The organism is Halomonas sp. SIMBA_159, from assembly GCF_046536035.1.
Classification (GTDB): Bacteria; Pseudomonadota; Gammaproteobacteria; order Pseudomonadales; family Halomonadaceae; genus Vreelandella; species Vreelandella venusta_A.
The window spans coordinates 101,470-117,520 of the sequence record NZ_JAWJBT010000010.1; the positions used below are offsets into that span (position 1 = coordinate 101,470).

Genomic DNA, 16,051 nt, shown 5'->3' on the forward strand with positions numbered 1-16,051 from the left:
TGGTTGGTAGGGGTGATGCTGGATCGTTGTGTCGAACGTAGCGCTTAATTGAGCGTTGAATCCGGCATTGTACGGCTAAGCGGGTAAGGCGGCAAAATCCAACATCAGCAGTCAAGCGTGTGCTGTTCTTGAAGTGTGCTAGAATCAAGCGGCATTTGATTCGATAGTCGCTGATTTGAACACAACAAACACGACAGCATCGGCTATCGGTACGTTAAGATTTCGAGGGAACCTCCATGCAGCAAGCAGTTTGCCGTTGGTTAACGGGGGCCGTTGTAGGTGTCTCCATTGTGGCATTAAGCGGTTGCGGTACCATGTTCTACCCGGAGCGTAAGGGGCAGTTGAGCGGTGATGTAGACCCGGTAGTGGCGATTGCCAATGGCGTGGGTCTGCTGTTTTTCATCGTTCCAGGGGTGATTGCCTACGCCGTGGATTTCTCTAATGGCACTATCTATCTTCCCAGCGCGAGTAGCGCCTCGGTAGATATTCACCACTTAGACGACGCTATGGATGTGGCTTCCTTAGAGAAGCTACTGTCAGATAAGGCCGGCCAACCGGTTAGCTTGGAGAACGAGCTGCTGGTGATTGAAGAGATGGATAGCCTGGATGAAGCGCTGGCGATGGTGCGTATGTCCGGCGTATTGGATGAAGAGCGCTTGGCTACGATGTAATTGGCCGGTGTTGTTATCAGAACGTATGCTCTGAACGCCCCTGGCAGGTCAACCTGCCAGGGGCGTTTGCCTATTGCCGCACAGCTTTTTACGTTTTTGCTTTCATGGTGGTTATTTTCAAGACCGCTAAGCCAGCCACTAGGCCCCAAAAGGCTCCCCCGATCCCCAACAGCGTAATGCCCGAACCGGTCAGCAAAAAGGTCACGATGGCCGCATCGCGCTGTTCGCTTTTTTCAAATGCGCCCGCTAAACCGCCGCCTAGAGTACCCAGTAGCGCAATACCTGCCAGTGCCATCACTAATACACTGGGTAGGGCATTGAAGATGCCGGTGACCGTGGCACCGAAGATGCCCATCGCGATATAAAAAACGCCAGCGGCCACGCCCGCGGTATAACGCTTTTTAGGATTTGGGTGGGCATCAGGGCCCATGCACACGGCGGCGCTAATAGCGGCCATATTGAGCGCGTAACCACCAAACGGTGCGAGCAGCAGCGTAGCGCCGCCTGTCCAGGCGATTAGCGGCGAGCTGTTGGGCCGGTAGCCTGCTGCCCGCAGTACCGCGACGCCAGGCAGATTTTGAGTGGCCATGGTAATCACGAACAGCGGTACGCCAATACTTAGCAACGTCATTGGGTTGAACGCGGGGGCGGTAAAAACCGGGAGCGTGGGCGTTAGCGGAATACCTTGCGTGCTAATTTGGCCTTGTAACAGGGCAATCGCCACGCCAGTGAGCAGCACCCCCGGCACTGCCAGCGTTGGCCATAAACGCCTGCCTGCCACCCAGGCGGCCAGCATGGCTAGCGGCAGCAGCCACTGACGCTCCATCACGTTAAACAGCTCTAGTCCAAAGCGCAGCAGGATACCGGCCAGCATGGCGGAGGCTATGGCGCTGGGGATGTGTCGCATCAAGCGCTCGAACAGCCCCGTGACGCCGCATAAGGTGATCAGTAGCGCTGAGAAAAGAAACGCGCCGATAGCTTCCTCGATGGGAATGCCAGGAAGGCTCGTCGCCAGGAACGCCGCTCCCGGTGTCGACCACGCCGTTAACAGCGGCATCCGGTAGCGCAGCGACAGCCCCAGCGAGGTCAGGCCCATCCCAATGCCTAGCGCCCACAGCCATGAGCTGATTTGTGCGGTGCTGGCACCGGTGGCCGCTGCGGCTTGGAAGATAATTGCCGCTGAACTGGTATAGCCAATCACGACGGCGACGAAGCCCGCAATGACCGTAGACAAACTAATATCGCGCCAAAGACTGGGCGCAGCGGAGTCGTGGCAGGTGGATGGCGCTTCCATGGGTGGCCTCTCGCAAGCGGTGATGGCAAAATGTGCGTTATAGCGCACAATCGCCACGTTACCACTGTGCGTTATAACGCACAATAGGTGGCGTTATAGTATGTAGTGGCGTATGTAGTGGCGTTTGTAATAGCGCTTGTAACCGGGCTTGTATTAGGAGAAGCGGATGGCCAGTGAGCCACACACCATTGCAGAACATATTGCGGGGACGGTGAGGCAACTGCGTAAAGAGCGCGGCTGGAGCCTGGACCGTGCCGCCGGTGAAACCGGGGTTAGCAAAGCGATGCTCGGCCAGATCGAACGGGGCGAGTCCAGCCCGACGGTCTCGACGCTCTGGAAGATTGCCAGCGGCTTTCGGGTGTCGTTTTCGACTCTGTTTGACAGTGACAAGCCCGCATTAGGGGAGCTGCACCGGGATGGCTGGGAATCGGTATGGGGCGACGACAGCGCCGGTATGCAGGCTCGGCTGCTGTTTCCTTACGACCCGCTGCTGGGTTTCGAGATGTTCATGATCGAACTCGCACCAGGGGCGATCAGTGAATCGTCGGCGCATGCTAGTGGTGTGGTGGAGCACATCGTGGTGGTGGAAGGAGAGATGGAGCTACGCATTGACGAGCGCTGGCAAACGCTGCGGGCAGGCGAGGGGCTGCGCTTTTTTGCTGACCGGCCCCACGCCATGCGCAATAACACCGCGACGCGATTACGCTTTCACGACGTGATTCACTACTTACCCGGCGCGGCCTCTGGCACTTGAGCGCGCAGCCAGTTGAGCTCCTCGGCCCAGATCTCGGGTTCGATGGTCTCTAAAATCATCGGAATGCCGTGGATGCGCTCGTCTTGCATAATGGTGCTAAAGGCATCGAGCCCAATATTGCCCTTACCCAGGCTGTGGTGGCGGTCGACGCGGCTGGCAAAGGCACTTTTGGCATCGTTCAAGTGCATGCCGCGCAAGTACTCAAAACCTACGACCTTGCCAAGCTCATCCAGGGTGGCCTGTGTTGCGTCGCGGGTGCGGAGATCGTACCCGGCAGCGAAAGCGTGGCAGGTATCGATACACACGCCCACCCGAGATTTATCCTCCACCTGATCGATAATCTCGGCCAAGTGCTCAAAACGCCAGCCGAGGTTGGTGCCTTGGCCCGCGGTGTTTTCGATCACGGCGGTCACGCCTTGTGTGTCAGACAGCGCTTCATTGATCGAGTCGGCAATACGCGCCAGGCACTCGGCTTCGCTGATCTTGTTCAGGTGGCTGCCGGGATGAAAGTTGAGCAGCGTCAGCCCTAGCTGCTTGCAGCGCTGCATCTCATCCAAAAACGCCGCGCGGGACTTGGCCAGCCCCTCGGCTTCTGGGTGGCCCAGGTTAATCAGATAGCTGTCGTGGGGCAGAATCTGCTCAGGGCCAAAGCCGTGGGTTTTACAGGCCTGCTTGAAGGCCGCAATGGCCTCGTCCGTTAGCGGCTTCCCTTTCCACTGACGCTGGTTTTTGGTGAACAGCGCGAACGCCGTTGCACCAATGTCAACAGCACGAAGAACGGCCTGATCCGCGCCGCCCGCCGCGCTAACGTGCGCACCAAGATAGTTCATCGTTCTCCTTATTACGTTGTCCCAGTGACGTTGCCCCAGTCTCATTGCCTGAATGTAAACAGTTTGTTTAAACAGTTTAAACGGGCTGGTCTGCGCGCTGGCGGTTGTCTAGGTAGCGTTTAAAGGCAGCAGGTTCATCGGTAATGGCGCTGGCAATGCCCCAGGCCCAGCGGCTATCAAACGCGCTGGGATCGTTGGCGGTGTAGCAAAGAACTTGGTAACCGTCGCGGCACATGGCGGCGGCCTGGGTCTGTTTGAGCCGCGGCCAATGAGGGTGAATACTAAACGCCTCGACTGCTTCGCACTGTTCGCGCCAGTTTTTGGGCACACTGCCAAACAGCGCGCCTAACGCCAGGGCCTCTTTGGGGGCATGTTGGCGGCAGTGGGCTAAGGCTACGGAGTCGAAGGACGAGATCACTAGGCGCTCAGGGGGGAGGGCAGCTAGAACAGCAGGCAGTACCACGTCCACCAAACGGATGGGATCACGCCCTTTGTTGACCTTAATTTCCAGGTTAACGCCCATTTCCAGCTCGTTGAGCAGGGCGAGCATAGCCTCCAGGCTGGCCATTTTTTCCCCCGCAAAGCGGTCACCAAACCAACTGCCCACATCTAACTGCTGAGCCTGCTGCCATGTCAGATTGGCGAGCTCGGCACGGCCATCTGAGCAGCGGCTAACGTCGCCATCGTGCCAGATGACCGGTGTATCATCTTTCAGTAGCTGCACGTCTAATTCCACCCAGGTCGCGCCTGCTTGATGGGCGGCACGTACGGCTGCCAGGGTGTTTTCGGGCGCGGCAGCGGAGTAGCCGCGGTGGGCGATGAGCGTGGGGACAGAAATTGCGGGATGGGTCATAGCCACTCCGTGTAGTGGTCGCCAATTGAGCGTCATGAAGCACAATGCTGCCAAGTTTAGCATGGGTTCATGACGACGACGTGTCGGCCTAGTGAGCTAATGGCTTGATTTAAGACGCCCAACGCGGTTGGATAGCGCGCAGGGTATGTCCAATAATTAACAACAGGAGTGTTATTAATGTCTAAGCGTATCCAGCTTGCTAACACCGGTGGGTCAGAGGTATTGGAGTGGGTCGATGTTGAACCTGCCGCTCCCGCTGCCGGTGAAGTGCGCATCGCAAACAAAGCGGTGGGGCTGAACTTTATCGATATCTACTTCCGTACGGGACTTTACCCTGCGCCCGCTATGCCAACAGGGCTAGGCACCGAAGGCGCGGGCATTGTGGATGCGGTCGGTGAGGGCGTCACGCATGTCAAAGTCGGTGACCGGGTGGCTTACGCCCAAGGCCCGCTGGGCGCATACGCCGAACTGCACACGCTGCCTGCGTCCAAAGTCGTCAAACTGCCGGATTTTATCGATTTCGACACCGCTGCCGCCAGCATGCTGAAAGGCTTAACGGTGCAGTATCTGCTGCGTCAAACCTATGCGCTTAAAGGCGGTGAGACCATTCTGTTCCACGCGGCGGCCGGTGGCGTTGGCTCTATTGCCTGCCAGTGGGCTAAGGCGTTGGGCGTTAAGCTGATCGGTACGGTTAGCTCTCAAGAAAAAGCCGACCTAGCCATGGCCAACGGTGCATGGGCGACCATCAACTACACCGAAGAGAACGTGGTAGAGCGTGTGCGCGAGCTGACCAACGGCGAGATGTGTGACGTGGTGTATGACTCGGTGGGTAAAGACACCTGGGAAATGTCGCTGGACTGCTTGAAGCCCCGCTCGCTGATGGTGAGTTTCGGCAACTCTTCTGGCCCTGTGGATGGCGTGAATATTGGTATTTTGAATCAAAAAGGCGCGCTGTTTGTGACTCGCCCAAGCCTGAACGGCTACGCCGACACCCGTGAGCGCCTAGAGATGATGTGCGAAGAGTTTTTCGCCATGATCGAGAGCGGCAAAATCCACATCGACGTGGCCAACCGCTACCCGCTGCAAGACGCAGGTAAGGCTCAGGATGCGCTACAGAGCCGGAAAACCACCGGTTCTACTATTTTATTGCCGTGATAATGGTACTAGAGATGATCGGAATCATCCCGTAGCGGGGGTCTTTCGCCATGGATGGCGAAAGTAGCGTCCATGGAGGGATTCACAGCCCCCCGCCTAGGGTTGTTCCGGTCTGATGACATTACTAAGCGACTGTTTAGGCAATCTCTACATACGCTCCCAACTGACGCATTCGGCTCTCAAAGCTGGTCACGTTATCGACCAGCTGGTCGGGGCCGAATGCCACGCACTCCGCCAGAATAGCTTCGCTGAGCGTAATCGCCGCTAGTATCGACGGGAAAAAGTGCGGCGTAGCGTTGGCGACGGTAAACGTCACGCTGGCCCCCGGCACAAGCGGTGAGCGCAGCGTGTCGGTAATCACAATCGCCTGCACGCCGTTGGCGCGGGTAATCTCCAGCGCCTTCACCGTCTCGGCGCAGTAGGGTTCAAAGCCAAACGCTACCACCACATCCTGCTCGTTGAACGGGGCCAACTCGGTAAGCAAGCCTCCCTCCTGGCCGCGAATGAGCGTCACTTCCGGCATCGCAATGCGCCCCACGTAGGCGAAGTGGTACGCGCAGGCGAAGGTGTCGCGAAACCCGACCACGGCGACTCGTCGCGCGGCTAAGATTCGCTCGGCGGCCTCTTTGACGCGCGTTTGGTTATCCGCCGTAAACAGCCTGCCAATATTATCGAAGGCAGCGTCGCCTACCTCCGCAAACAGCGCCGCTTCTGGGTTTCTGTGCTGCTGCTTCAACTGGCTGGCGCGGCCGGATAGCTCTACCGGCGCTGCCTGTACCGCCGATTGAAACACCTCCCGAAACGGCTCGTAGCTCTCGAACCCAAGCCGCTTGGCTAGCCTGACCAGGGTGGAGGGAGTGACGGATGCTGCCTGAGCCGTTTTGCGGATCGACTGAAACGCCATCTCTGCAGGATGTTCCAGCACATAGCTGGCGGCGCGCTTGAGCTGTGGGCTAAGCGCCGCGTAGCTCTCGGCTAGCTGCTGGTGAATGCTGTCCAGGCTGGTGGCGTGAGTGGCGTTGTCTGGCATGGCACCCTCTTTTATGAAAATAAAACATTTGTGCCAATGATAAATGTTTTTGCTACAGATGTATTGACGTCGTCCCAGCGACTACTCTATCGTTCAAAAAACACATTCGTTTCTTTTTGTTTAAAATAAAGAAACAAACGTTTCGTTAAGTTTTGACGATTGATCCGAGGAGGTTAGAAAAAGCACCATGCCTGCTGACGCTACTGCGCTGCCCAATTATGAAACGCTGCTGGTCACTCTGGATGCCCGCGTATTGACTGTGCGACTGAATCGCCCGCAGCGCCTCAACGCCGTTGTTGAGGCGCTCTACCAAGAGCTGCTGGATGTGCTGCGAATGGCACAGCAGTCTTCTCAGGTACGGGCGGTGGTGCTGACCGGTGAAGGGCGCGCGTTTTGTGTTGGTGCCGATATGAAGGCCCACGGCAGCGCTAAGCGCACCCTGTTTCAGCGCCGGGCCTATTTGCAGCTGGGCAACGACGTATGCGAAGCCATCGCCAAACTCAGTAAGCCGGTGGTAGCAGCCGTGAACGGCTATGCGCTGGGGGCTGGCGCGGAGATGGCGGTCTCCTGCGATTTTATCGTGATGGCTGACGAGGCGCAGATTGGTTTCCCAGAAACCAGTATTGGTACTTGCGTGGGCGGCGGTGTTTCAAAATTGCTGCCTCAACTGGTGGGGCTTACCCAAGCCCGGCGCTTGCTCTATTTAGGCGACAAAATTCATGGGCCAGAAGCCGCCAGGATCAGCTTGGCGCTGGCCAGCTACCCCCAAACGCAGCTGATGGCCGAAGCCCAAGTGCTTGCTGAGCGGCTTGCCAAGCAGGCACCGGTTTCCATGGCGATGTTAAAGCCGCTGGTCAACCGCAGCGCCCATACCAGCATGGAGATCCAGCTGCAGCAGGAGCTGGATGCGGTGTTTACCTGCTCCACCACCGACGACTGGCAAGAGGGGGTTGATGCCTTTGCCGAGCGGCGCACGCCGAATTTTCAGGGCCAATAATCCCGTGCTTCAACCTCGGGAATTGGGTCTGAATCCATCCGTTGCGCACTTCTTTGTCAAACAGGTTACGCCATGAACACTATCGAAGGTCATCTTCCAACTCGCAGCCCGCTGCACGACATCTTAGCCCCCACCGGCATTGCCATCGTCGGAGCCTCTGCGGACCCGACCAAGCGGGGCTATAAAGCCATGGTAGGGCTGATTAACGGCGGCTACCAGGGGAGCATCTACCCGATCAACCCAAAAGCCGATCATATTCTAGGTGTGAATGCATGGCCCTCTATTGCCGAGATGCCGGGCAGCCCCAAGCTTGCACTGCTGTGTACGCCTGCCGCCACCGTGCCTGCGCTGATTGCCGAGTGTGGCCGCCGTGGCGTGAAGGGGGCGGTGATTCTGGCCAGCGGGTTTGGCGAAACCGGTGAAGCGGGTGCGGCATTGGAGGCGCAAATGATGGAGGCCGCCCGTGCCCACGGTGTGCGTATTATCGGCCCGAATACCTCCGGCATGTTTAACCTGCACCATCAGATCAACTTACTGGCGCTGGAGAACGTCAAACCGGGCGATATCGGTATTGTTTCCCAATCCGGCAATATGCTGCTCTCCCTGGCGCTGGAGGCCCAGCACAACGGGCAGGTGGGGTTTAGCACCTACGTTGGCCCGGGCAACCAGAGTGATATCGGCTTTAACGATTACCTGTGCTACCTAGGGGAAGACGAGCATACCCGTGTGGCGACGCTCTACGTGGAAGGCTTCCGTGATGGGCAGCAGTTTCTGAAAGTGGCCCGTGACGTGACCGCAATGAAGCCGGTGGTGGTGTATAAATCCGGTGCCACTGAACAGGGCCAAAAAGCCGCCAGCTCCCATACCGGTGCGTTGGCCGGTAGTTATCAAATGACCGTCGATTTGTTGCGCCAGGCAGGCGTTAGCGTGGTTCAGTACTCCGATGAAATCCTGCCAGTGGCGGAAGGATTGGGGCGGCTCCAAAAAGCCCCCGGTAAGCGCGTGGCGGTGATTTCTGACGGCGGCGGCCAAGCCACCATTGCCGCCGATCGTTTATCGGAGGCGGGCCTGACGCTTGCCGAGCTTTCTGACGCTACCCGCTCTGCACTGCGCGAAGTGTTACTGCCTCAGGCATCTACCCTTAACCCAGTGGACGTGGCGGGCTCCTCGGATGCGAACCCCTCGCTGCTGGCCGGCTGCATCGAGCTGGTGATGGCGGATAAAGGCGTCGATAGCGTCTTCCTGGTCGGCATGTTCGGCGGGTATAGCCTGCGTTTTGCGGAGTCGCTGATGGGCGACGAGATGCGTGGCGCGGAGCGCATGGTAGAGCTTGCTCAAGCCTCTGAGAAACCGCTGGTAATTTACAGCCTCTACGCACCCATCAAACCGCCTGCGCTGCGCCGTTTACACGAAGCCGGCTTGCCGGTGTATTCCTCGATTGAGCATGCGGTGCGCGTGCTTGCTGCCTTAGGTGAGCGAGGGGAGTACCTGGCCAGCCAACAGGCGCAGGAGACGATAGCGCCCGCCGCGCCAGCGGAAACAGGTAAGGCCATGCTAAAAGCGGCTAAGGCGGAAGGGCGCGATTTACTGGAGTTTGAAGCGAAGGGGCTGTTGGCGGAACACGGTATCGCGGTGCCCGAGGAGTGGTTGGTGCATCGTGAGGACGAACTCGCCGAGATCTTCCAGCGCACGCAAGGCAAGCCGCTGGCGATGAAGGTGGTCTCGAAAGATATCCTGCATAAATCCGACGCGGGCGGGGTCAAGCTTAACCTGGTGGGTGACGCCGCACTGCGCGATGCCTTTCAGGCCATTCACTCAAACGCCCAGGCTTACGACCCGAACGCCCAGATAGAGGGCGTGCTGGTCACGCCAATGGCTGAGAAGGGCGTTGAGGTGATTATCGGCATGCTGCGCGACCCGATTTTCGGCCCGGTTCTAATGTTTGGCTTGGGTGGCATCTTCGTGGAGGTGCTCGAAGACGTGGCCTTCCGCTCGCTGCCGCTGACCCTGCGCGACGCGCAATCCATGGTCGATCAACTCAAAGCGCAGAAAGTGCTGGCGGGGGTGCGCGGGGCTGCGGGTGTCGATAAGCAGGCGCTGGTGTCACTGCTGATGCAGGTATCCCAATTGGTGGACGCCTACCCGGAGATTTGCGAGCTAGACTTGAACCCGGTGATTGCCTATCCGAAAGGCCATTCAGCCGTTAACTATGCCATCGTCGATGCCCGAATTATTGTGGAGCGCCAATCATGAGCCGAACGCTACCTGAATTAACCGACGCTACCCTAACGCTGGAAAACCGTGTGGCAACGCTCACGCTTAACCGCCACGATGTGCGCAATGCGCTTACCGGCACGGCGCTGGTGGATGATATCGTCGCCACTGCCGCATGGGTGAACCGTTGCCAGGAGGTTTCGGTGCTGGTGATTACCGGGGCGGGGAGCGCTTTCTGTGCCGGGGGTAATGTAAAAGATATGGCCGAACGCGGCGGCGATTTTGCAGGGGATGTAGCCGAAGTCGCTGAGCGCTACCGGCAAGGGATTCAGCGAATGCCCCTGGCACTTAATCAGGTAGAAGTGCCCATCATCGCCGCCGTGAACGGGGCGGCGATTGGTGCCGGGTTTGATTTGGCCAACATGGCCGACTTGCGTATTGCGTCCCGCAAGGCGAGCTTTGGTGAGACGTTTCTTAACTTAGGCATTATCCCCGGCGATGGCGGGGCGTGGTTTATGCAGCGCCAAATTGTTTACCAGCGTGCCTTTGAGCTAACCCTCTCAGGCCGAGTGATCAGCGCTGATGAAGCGCTTGCCTACGGTGTAGTGCTGGAAGTCGTGGAGCCGGAGCAGCTGATGGAAGCCGCTCTGGCCCATGCCAACCGCATGGCGGCCCAGCCGCCGAAAGCGACACGGCTCACCAAGCGGCTCATGAAAATGGCCCCGGATATGGAGCTAAAGCCGTTTCTGGATGTGTGTGCCGTGTTTCAGGGTATGTGCCACAACGAGCCGGAACATCTAGAAGCCGTCGAGCGCTTACTGTCACGTATGAAACGCTAACCCGCGCGCTATGTTTTCCTATTTTTCAGTGCGTGTACGGCTGTATAGTCATCGCCTAATGTGATGCTGAACACTCCACACTTTCCGTGTCAGGGAAGAGGAGCGACAACATAGGGAGATGGCACGCGAATGACTCTGGAAAGTTTAGGGCTGACCCCCAGCACGCTTGTGTTTATCGTGTTGGGGCTTACGCTGGTGGCCTTTATTTGGGGCCGATTTCGTTATGATTTGGTGGCTTTGGCGGCCCTGCTAGGTTCGGTAATGCTCGGGCTGGTGCCTGCGGATGAAGCCTTTGCAGGCTTTGGCCATCCTGCGGTGATTACCGTGGCAGCAGTGCTGGTGTTAAGCCGTGGCTTTGAGCGCTCCGGCGTGGTGGATGTCATCGCCAATCAGGTGCTCAAAGTGGGTGAGCGCTTAATGCTACAACTGCTCGTGCTCGTGGGTACTGTCGTTGTGCTCTCCGGCGTGATGAATAACGTAGGGGCGCTGGCGCTGCTGCTGCCGGTGGCTATGCGGCTTGCCCGTGAACACAATACCTCTCCTTCGCTGCTGTTAATGCCGTTGGCGTTTGGCTCTCTGCTGGGAGGGTTGACCACGCTGATTGGTACGCCGCCCAATATCATTATTTCTGCCTACCGGGGCAATATCACCGGTGAAAGCTTTGGCATATTTAGTTTCTCGCCGGTGGGAATAGCAGTGGCACTCGTTGGCTTGGCATTTATTGTGCTGGTGGGGTGGCGTCTAACGCCTAAACGCAGCGGTCAATCAGCGGCAGACGATATGTTCGATACCGCGAATTATCTGGTAGAACTCAACGTTACCAAAGACTCTAAAGCCAACGGCCTTACCCTGCAGCAGTTACGCGACGAGTTGGATGAGACCATTCCCGTCTTGGCAGTCGTTCGGGAAGATAATCGCCGGGCGGGCTATCAGTTTCATGGGGTGCTGCAAGAGGGCGATATCCTCTTACTGGAAGCAGGGCCCGATGAGCTAAAACTACTTGAAGACAAAGTAGGCCTAAGCGCCATCGCGGAACCTGAAGAGCAAGAGGCGGCGCAAGAGCAGGAGACTGACGCTAAAAAGGATGATGAGCGCCAACCGGTCGATACCGAAGGCCTACAGCTCATTGAAGCTGTTGTTCGCAATGATTCGATGATGATTAATCGCAGCGTGCGGCAGCTGCGCCTTAACCATCAGTTTGGCTTGCACTTAGTGGCCGTGGCCCGTGATGGTGGCCGCCTGAAGCAGCGCCTGCGGGATATCCGTTTCCAAACGGGTGACGTGTTGCTGCTGCAAGGCAGTGAAAATGAAATCGCGGACAGTTTGTCGAGCCTAGGGTGCTTGCCGCTGGCCAGCCGCGAGCTGCATTTAGGCCAGCCGCGTAAGCTGGCTATTTCGGTGGGTATTTTCGCGCTAGCGATTGTCGCGATGCTGTTTGATCTTTTGCCCGCGGCTGTTGCGATGAGCACGGCGGCGCTGGTGTCGCTGCTGATTGGCGTGCTGCCGCTAAGGGATGGCTACCAGGCCATTGATGGCCCGGTGATTGTGCTGCTTGCCGCCATGTTGCCAGTGGGGGAAGCGCTGGAAACCAGCGGTGGGGCGGATATTATCGCCGACGCGCTGCTGCGCTTTGGCGTGGAGTGGCCGATTATCGTGTCTTTAGTGGGGCTATTTCTGCTCTCTATGCTGCTCTCTAACGTAGTCAACAATGCGGCCGCAGCTCTCCTCATGGCGCCTATTGCAGCGAGCCTCGCCAACGGTTTCGATGCCTCGCTGGACCCGTTTTTGATGGTGGTGGCTGTCAGCGCTTCCTGTGCGTTTTTAACCCCGATTGGACACCAATCGAATACCCTGGTGCTGGGCCCTGGTGGGTACCGATTTGGAGATTACTGGAAACTGGGGTTGCCGCTTTCGCTTGTGGTGATGGCCGTCGCCATTCCCGCGATTTTGTGGGTGTGGCCGCTCTAACATAGCCTAAAGTAACGGCAGCACCCGGCCTGTTCGAGTGTTCGCGCTATTAGATTCCGAAAATTTTGCTAATCTATAACGCACATAGACCAACAAATAGCGAACAGGCCGGGCTTATGAATCAACAGTACCGCCAGGATGCCATTGTCGAACTGGTTCGGCAGCACGGCTATATGAGCATTGAGCAACTCACCGAACACTTCGCGGTGACGCCGCAAACCATCCGCCGTGACTTAAATACGCTGGCCAATGAAGGTCGCGTGCGCCGGGTTCACGGCGGCGTCGGCGTAGAGTCCAGCACCGTTAACACTGCTTACAGCACCCGTAAAACCCTGCACCTAGAAGAGAAAGAGCGCATTGCGCGCTGCTTGGCGCAGCACATCCCTCACCACGCATCGCTGTTCATTAATATCGGTACCAGTAACGAGATGATCGCCCAGGCGCTTTTAGAGCATCAAGGGCTGGAGATCATTACCAATAACCTGAACGTGGCGGCGATTCTTCAGCATAAAGAGGACTTCACCGTGATCATTGCGGGCGGGCAGGTGCGCTCTCGGGATGGCGGGATTATTGGCGAGGCTACCATCGACTTTATCAATCAGTTCAAGGTGGATTACGGCATCATCGGGATCAGCGGTATTGATGAAGATGGCTCGCTGCTGGAGTTTGATTACCAGGAGGTGCGCGTTGCCCAGGCGATTATTGCTAACTCCCGGCGGGTGTACTTGGCGGCAGATTACTCGAAGTTCCGTCGTAATCCGGTAGTGCGCCAGGGCAATATCTCCCAGTTGGATGCGCTGTTTACCGACCGTAAGCCTCCAGAGGCGATTCAACGGCTACTCACTCAGTATGATGTAGCGCTACACATTGCCTAGTTAGCCTCAATAAAGGCCTCTACGCCGCGCTATGGCTAAGGTGGGAGAGTTTCATACTTGAGCATTCCAGGCCGCTGGAGTAGCCTTGAATGATAATAAAACGAAACAAAACAGACAAAATCGAAAGAACCTACAACAAAGTGAACGCGATATGTCCTCCTTTATTCTCGCCATCGATCAAGGCACGACCAGCTCCCGCGCTATTCTGTTTGACCGTCAAGGCCAAATTGCGGCAGTTGCCCAGCAAGAGTTTCCTCAACACTTTCCGCAAGATGGGTGGATTGAACACAACCCTGAAGACATTTGGGATTCAGTGATTGCCACCTGCCGCGAGGTGTTAAGCAAAGCCAAGATAACGCCAGAACAAGTGGATGGCGTGGGCATTACCAACCAACGTGAAACCACCGTGGTGTGGGACCGCGCCACCGGTAAGCCGCTTTACAACGCCATTGTGTGGCAAGACCGGCGCACCTCGGAGCGCTGTCAGGCGCTGCGTGACGCGGGCCACACCGAGGCCGTACAAGCCAAAACCGGCCTGCTGATTGACCCTTACTTTTCTGCTACTAAGCTTGCCTGGATCCTTGATAACGTCGAGGGCGCACGCGAGCGCGCCGCCCGAGGCGAGCTGGCGTTTGGTACCGTCGATAGCTTTCTGATGTGGCGCTTGACCGACGGTAAACGGCACGTCACTGATGCCACCAACGCTTCGCGCACGGCGCTGTTTAATATTCATAACCAAACTTGGGATGACGAGCTGCTGGCACTGTTTAACGTGCCCGCCAATATGCTCCCCGAGGTGAAAGATTCAAGCGACGATTTTGGCATCGTGGAAGCCCACTGGCTGGGTGCGCCACTGCCGATTGCAGGAGTGGCGGGCGACCAGCAGGCGGCGCTTTTTGGGCAGGCGTGCTTTAAACCCGGTATGGGTAAAAGCACTTACGGTACTGGCTGTTTTATGATCGTGAACACCGGGGAAACAGCCTCGGTATCGCGTAATCGCCTGCTGACCACCATTGGCTACCGCATTAACGGCAAGCCCACCTATGCTATGGAGGGCAGTATCTTTGTGGCGGGGGCAACGGTGCAGTGGCTACGTGATGGTTTGAACCTATTTGCCGATGCTTCTGAAACCGAAGCGCTGGCCCAGAAAACCCGCAGCGGCCACAGCGTTTATTTGGTGCCAGCCTTTACCGGGCTAGGTGCGCCCCACTGGGACCCCAAAGCCCGTGGCGCTATTTTTGGCTTAACCCGCGATACCGGCATTGCCGAAATCGTTGCGGCGGGGCTTCAGGCGGTGTGTTATCAAACTCGCGACCTGCAGCACTGTATGAACGATGACATGGAAGCCGCACCGGGCAACCTGCGTGTCGATGGTGGCATGGTGAAAAACAGCTGGGTCATGCAGTTCTTGGCCGATATGCTCAATGTTCAGGTAGATCGCCCGACGATTCTAGAAACTACGGCACTGGGGGCAGCTTACTTAGCGGGGTTACGCTTGGGCTGGTACGACACCTTAGAAGAGATTGAGCAGCTCTGGCGCTGCGAGCGTAGCTTTACACCCACCATGGAAGAGGCAACCCGTGAAAAGCTCTATCAAGGCTGGCTAGATGCGGTTTCTCGGGTGCGCTCCAGCTAAACACACTGCTTGGAAATAAGTGATATAACGCCGCTAAGCTTATAGCGGCGTTTTTTATGGTTGTTTTCTAGCGTCGCTATCGCCCTTGGTCGTATAGATGTGTCGTTATTTAAGTGTAAACTTCACTCGCTTTTTAATTTATTCGCGATTTTCTTGTTTTTAAGAACCGTTAGCTGGCTCGCTTCTTTTTCGCCTTGTCTGTTAAAACAGTCGTTTAACTCCCTTCCTGAAAGTAACCATCACCAAACATGGTGTTATGGTGCGTATGTAGTCAAGCTACAACCCCGCCTGCTGCCAATGATGCATTGTGAGCATTGCTTGCGTGAACCATAGTGAAGTCATGGATCAGGGCGGTGTTTTGTTATCCCGATACACCGAACCGCTCCTTGCTACACACCGAGGCGCTGCCGCATTACCAGGGCGCTTAAGGCGAAGGTCTTGTAACGCTTGTGACCGTTTCGCAGTTACCGAACTGGGCACTTACCCGGCCCAGCATGAGTAGCAATGTCACCATTCGTCGTTAATTAAGATGGCTGCTTGATTATTTAATAAATGAATTTCAAACAATAACAAGCAGCGGCTGACCATACCATGAGGAACTTAACATGAACTGCATCGAACTGAGCCAACAAGCCGACCGTATCGCTAGCTCTTTCAGCAAGCAAGATTTAGCCAAGCTCGTACTGGCGCTGAAAGGCAACCGTGAGTCGCTCCAACATGCTGTTGAAGTTATCGATACCATCGATAGTCGTTCAGGCTGCACACTGGAAGAAGCATGGGATGAGGTGTTAGCGGGCGATTCTCAATTGCTCGTTGAACACGAAGAGTAATTTCTTAACTAGCTTACTCACAATTTTAATACCCCCTGCTATTGAGTTAGCAGGGGGATTTTTTATGCAAGTAATAACGGATGCTGGTGGTTAACGTCTTTATTG

14 protein-coding genes are annotated in these 16,051 nt (G+C 56.7%); 10 read left to right on the plus strand and 4 right to left on the minus strand.

What is annotated here, in order from left to right; translation table 11 throughout:
* Positions 1–236: 236 nt before the first annotated feature.
* Positions 237–671 (plus strand): hypothetical protein, encoded by a 435-nt coding sequence (locus R0J87_RS08270; protein ID WP_498885516.1) that lies wholly within the window; start codon positions 237–239, stop codon positions 669–671.
* Positions 672–759: 88 nt separating this feature from the next.
* On the opposite strand, the gene R0J87_RS08275 is transcribed toward R0J87_RS08270, so the two are convergent.
* The gene (locus tag R0J87_RS08275; protein WP_498885518.1) at positions 760–1,965 is read right to left on the minus strand and encodes a benzoate/H(+) symporter BenE family transporter; all 1,206 of its coding nucleotides are present in this window, start codon (positions 1,963–1,965) and stop codon (positions 760–762) included.
* A 166-nt stretch (positions 1,966–2,131) separates the two neighbouring features.
* Here R0J87_RS08275 and R0J87_RS08280 point away from each other — a divergent pair, with 166 nt between their 5' ends.
* The gene (locus R0J87_RS08280) at positions 2,132–2,719 is read left to right on the plus strand and encodes a helix-turn-helix domain-containing protein (protein WP_253016168.1); all 588 of its coding nucleotides are present in this window, start codon (positions 2,132–2,134) and stop codon (positions 2,717–2,719) included.
* On the opposite strand, the gene nfo is transcribed toward R0J87_RS08280, so the two are convergent.
* Together nfo and R0J87_RS08290 are read right to left on the minus strand one after the other, a co-directional pair.
* Entirely contained in the window at positions 2,689–3,549 is an 861-nt protein-coding gene (gene nfo / locus R0J87_RS08285; protein ID WP_498885520.1) for a deoxyribonuclease IV, read from the minus strand. The two genes, R0J87_RS08280 and nfo, sit on opposite strands and share 31 nt — an antisense overlap.
* A 76-nt stretch (positions 3,550–3,625) precedes the next feature.
* Positions 3,626–4,402, minus strand: a complete 777-nt coding sequence (locus tag R0J87_RS08290; protein WP_498885521.1) for a glycerophosphodiester phosphodiesterase family protein — start codon at positions 4,400–4,402, stop codon at positions 3,626–3,628.
* A 177-nt stretch (positions 4,403–4,579) separates the two neighbouring features.
* Here R0J87_RS08290 and R0J87_RS08295 point away from each other — a divergent pair, with 177 nt between their 5' ends.
* Positions 4,580–5,557, plus strand: coding sequence for an NADPH:quinone reductase (locus R0J87_RS08295; RefSeq protein WP_404341849.1), 978 nt, complete (start codon positions 4,580–4,582; stop codon positions 5,555–5,557).
* Between the two features lie 136 nt (positions 5,558–5,693).
* Here the strand turns inward: R0J87_RS08295 and R0J87_RS08300 are convergent, their stop codons facing one another.
* Positions 5,694–6,587 (minus strand): MurR/RpiR family transcriptional regulator, encoded by an 894-nt coding sequence (locus R0J87_RS08300; protein ID WP_498885522.1) that lies wholly within the window; start codon positions 6,585–6,587, stop codon positions 5,694–5,696.
* 187 nt (positions 6,588–6,774) lie between these two features.
* Between R0J87_RS08300 and R0J87_RS08305 the strand changes: the two genes are divergently transcribed.
* The 7 genes from R0J87_RS08305 to R0J87_RS08335 all read left to right on the plus strand — a co-directional run bounded on the left by R0J87_RS08305 (position 6,775) and on the right by R0J87_RS08335 (position 15,946).
* On the plus strand, positions 6,775–7,584 hold the full coding sequence (locus tag R0J87_RS08305) for an enoyl-CoA hydratase/isomerase family protein (protein ID WP_498885524.1): 810 nt from the start codon (positions 6,775–6,777) through the stop codon (positions 7,582–7,584).
* A gap of 72 nt (positions 7,585–7,656) precedes the next feature.
* Positions 7,657–9,837: an acetate--CoA ligase family protein gene (locus tag R0J87_RS08310; RefSeq protein ID WP_498885526.1), complete on the plus strand. Its 2,181-nt coding sequence runs from the start codon at positions 7,657–7,659 to the stop codon at positions 9,835–9,837.
* Entirely contained in the window at positions 9,834–10,637 is an 804-nt protein-coding gene (locus R0J87_RS08315) for an enoyl-CoA hydratase-related protein (protein WP_498885528.1), read from the plus strand. Before R0J87_RS08310 ends, R0J87_RS08315 begins: the two co-directional genes overlap by 4 nt.
* A 129-nt stretch (positions 10,638–10,766) precedes the next feature.
* Positions 10,767–12,605, plus strand: coding sequence for an SLC13 family permease (locus R0J87_RS08320; RefSeq protein ID WP_498885529.1), 1,839 nt, complete (start codon positions 10,767–10,769; stop codon positions 12,603–12,605).
* Positions 12,606–12,721: 116 nt separating this feature from the next.
* Entirely contained in the window at positions 12,722–13,480 is a 759-nt protein-coding gene (locus tag R0J87_RS08325; RefSeq protein WP_498885531.1) for a DeoR/GlpR family transcriptional regulator, read from the plus strand.
* A 151-nt stretch (positions 13,481–13,631) separates the two neighbouring features.
* Positions 13,632–15,116: a glycerol kinase GlpK gene (gene glpK, locus R0J87_RS08330; protein WP_498885533.1), complete on the plus strand. Its 1,485-nt coding sequence runs from the start codon at positions 13,632–13,634 to the stop codon at positions 15,114–15,116.
* Between the two features lie 605 nt (positions 15,117–15,721).
* Positions 15,722–15,946, plus strand: coding sequence for a hypothetical protein (locus R0J87_RS08335; RefSeq protein WP_311063919.1), 225 nt, complete (start codon positions 15,722–15,724; stop codon positions 15,944–15,946).
* Positions 15,947–16,051 lie beyond the last annotated feature (105 nt).

What these genes read in the sequence shown, in the direction of transcription:
- R0J87_RS08270 (WP_498885516.1), top strand. Translation starts at nt 237, where the DNA reads ATGCAGCAAGCAGTTTGCCGTTGGTTAACGGGGGCCGTTGTAGGTGTC.
- R0J87_RS08275 (WP_498885518.1), bottom strand. Translation starts at nt 1,965, where the DNA reads ATGGAAGCGCCATCCACCTGCCACGACTCCGCTGCGCCCAGTCTTTGG.
- R0J87_RS08280 (WP_253016168.1), top strand. Translation starts at nt 2,132, where the DNA reads ATGGCCAGTGAGCCACACACCATTGCAGAACATATTGCGGGGACGGTG.
- nfo (WP_498885520.1), bottom strand. Translation starts at nt 3,549, where the DNA reads ATGAACTATCTTGGTGCGCACGTTAGCGCGGCGGGCGGCGCGGATCAG.
- R0J87_RS08290 (WP_498885521.1), bottom strand. Translation starts at nt 4,402, where the DNA reads ATGACCCATCCCGCAATTTCTGTCCCCACGCTCATCGCCCACCGCGGC.
- R0J87_RS08295 (WP_404341849.1), top strand. Translation starts at nt 4,580, where the DNA reads ATGTCTAAGCGTATCCAGCTTGCTAACACCGGTGGGTCAGAGGTATTG.
- R0J87_RS08300 (WP_498885522.1), bottom strand. Translation starts at nt 6,587, where the DNA reads ATGCCAGACAACGCCACTCACGCCACCAGCCTGGACAGCATTCACCAG.
- R0J87_RS08305 (WP_498885524.1), top strand. Translation starts at nt 6,775, where the DNA reads ATGCCTGCTGACGCTACTGCGCTGCCCAATTATGAAACGCTGCTGGTC.
- R0J87_RS08310 (WP_498885526.1), top strand. Translation starts at nt 7,657, where the DNA reads ATGAACACTATCGAAGGTCATCTTCCAACTCGCAGCCCGCTGCACGAC.
- R0J87_RS08315 (WP_498885528.1), top strand. Translation starts at nt 9,834, where the DNA reads ATGAGCCGAACGCTACCTGAATTAACCGACGCTACCCTAACGCTGGAA.
- R0J87_RS08320 (WP_498885529.1), top strand. Translation starts at nt 10,767, where the DNA reads ATGACTCTGGAAAGTTTAGGGCTGACCCCCAGCACGCTTGTGTTTATC.
- R0J87_RS08325 (WP_498885531.1), top strand. Translation starts at nt 12,722, where the DNA reads ATGAATCAACAGTACCGCCAGGATGCCATTGTCGAACTGGTTCGGCAG.
- glpK (WP_498885533.1), top strand. Translation starts at nt 13,632, where the DNA reads ATGTCCTCCTTTATTCTCGCCATCGATCAAGGCACGACCAGCTCCCGC.
- R0J87_RS08335 (WP_311063919.1), top strand. Translation starts at nt 15,722, where the DNA reads ATGAACTGCATCGAACTGAGCCAACAAGCCGACCGTATCGCTAGCTCT.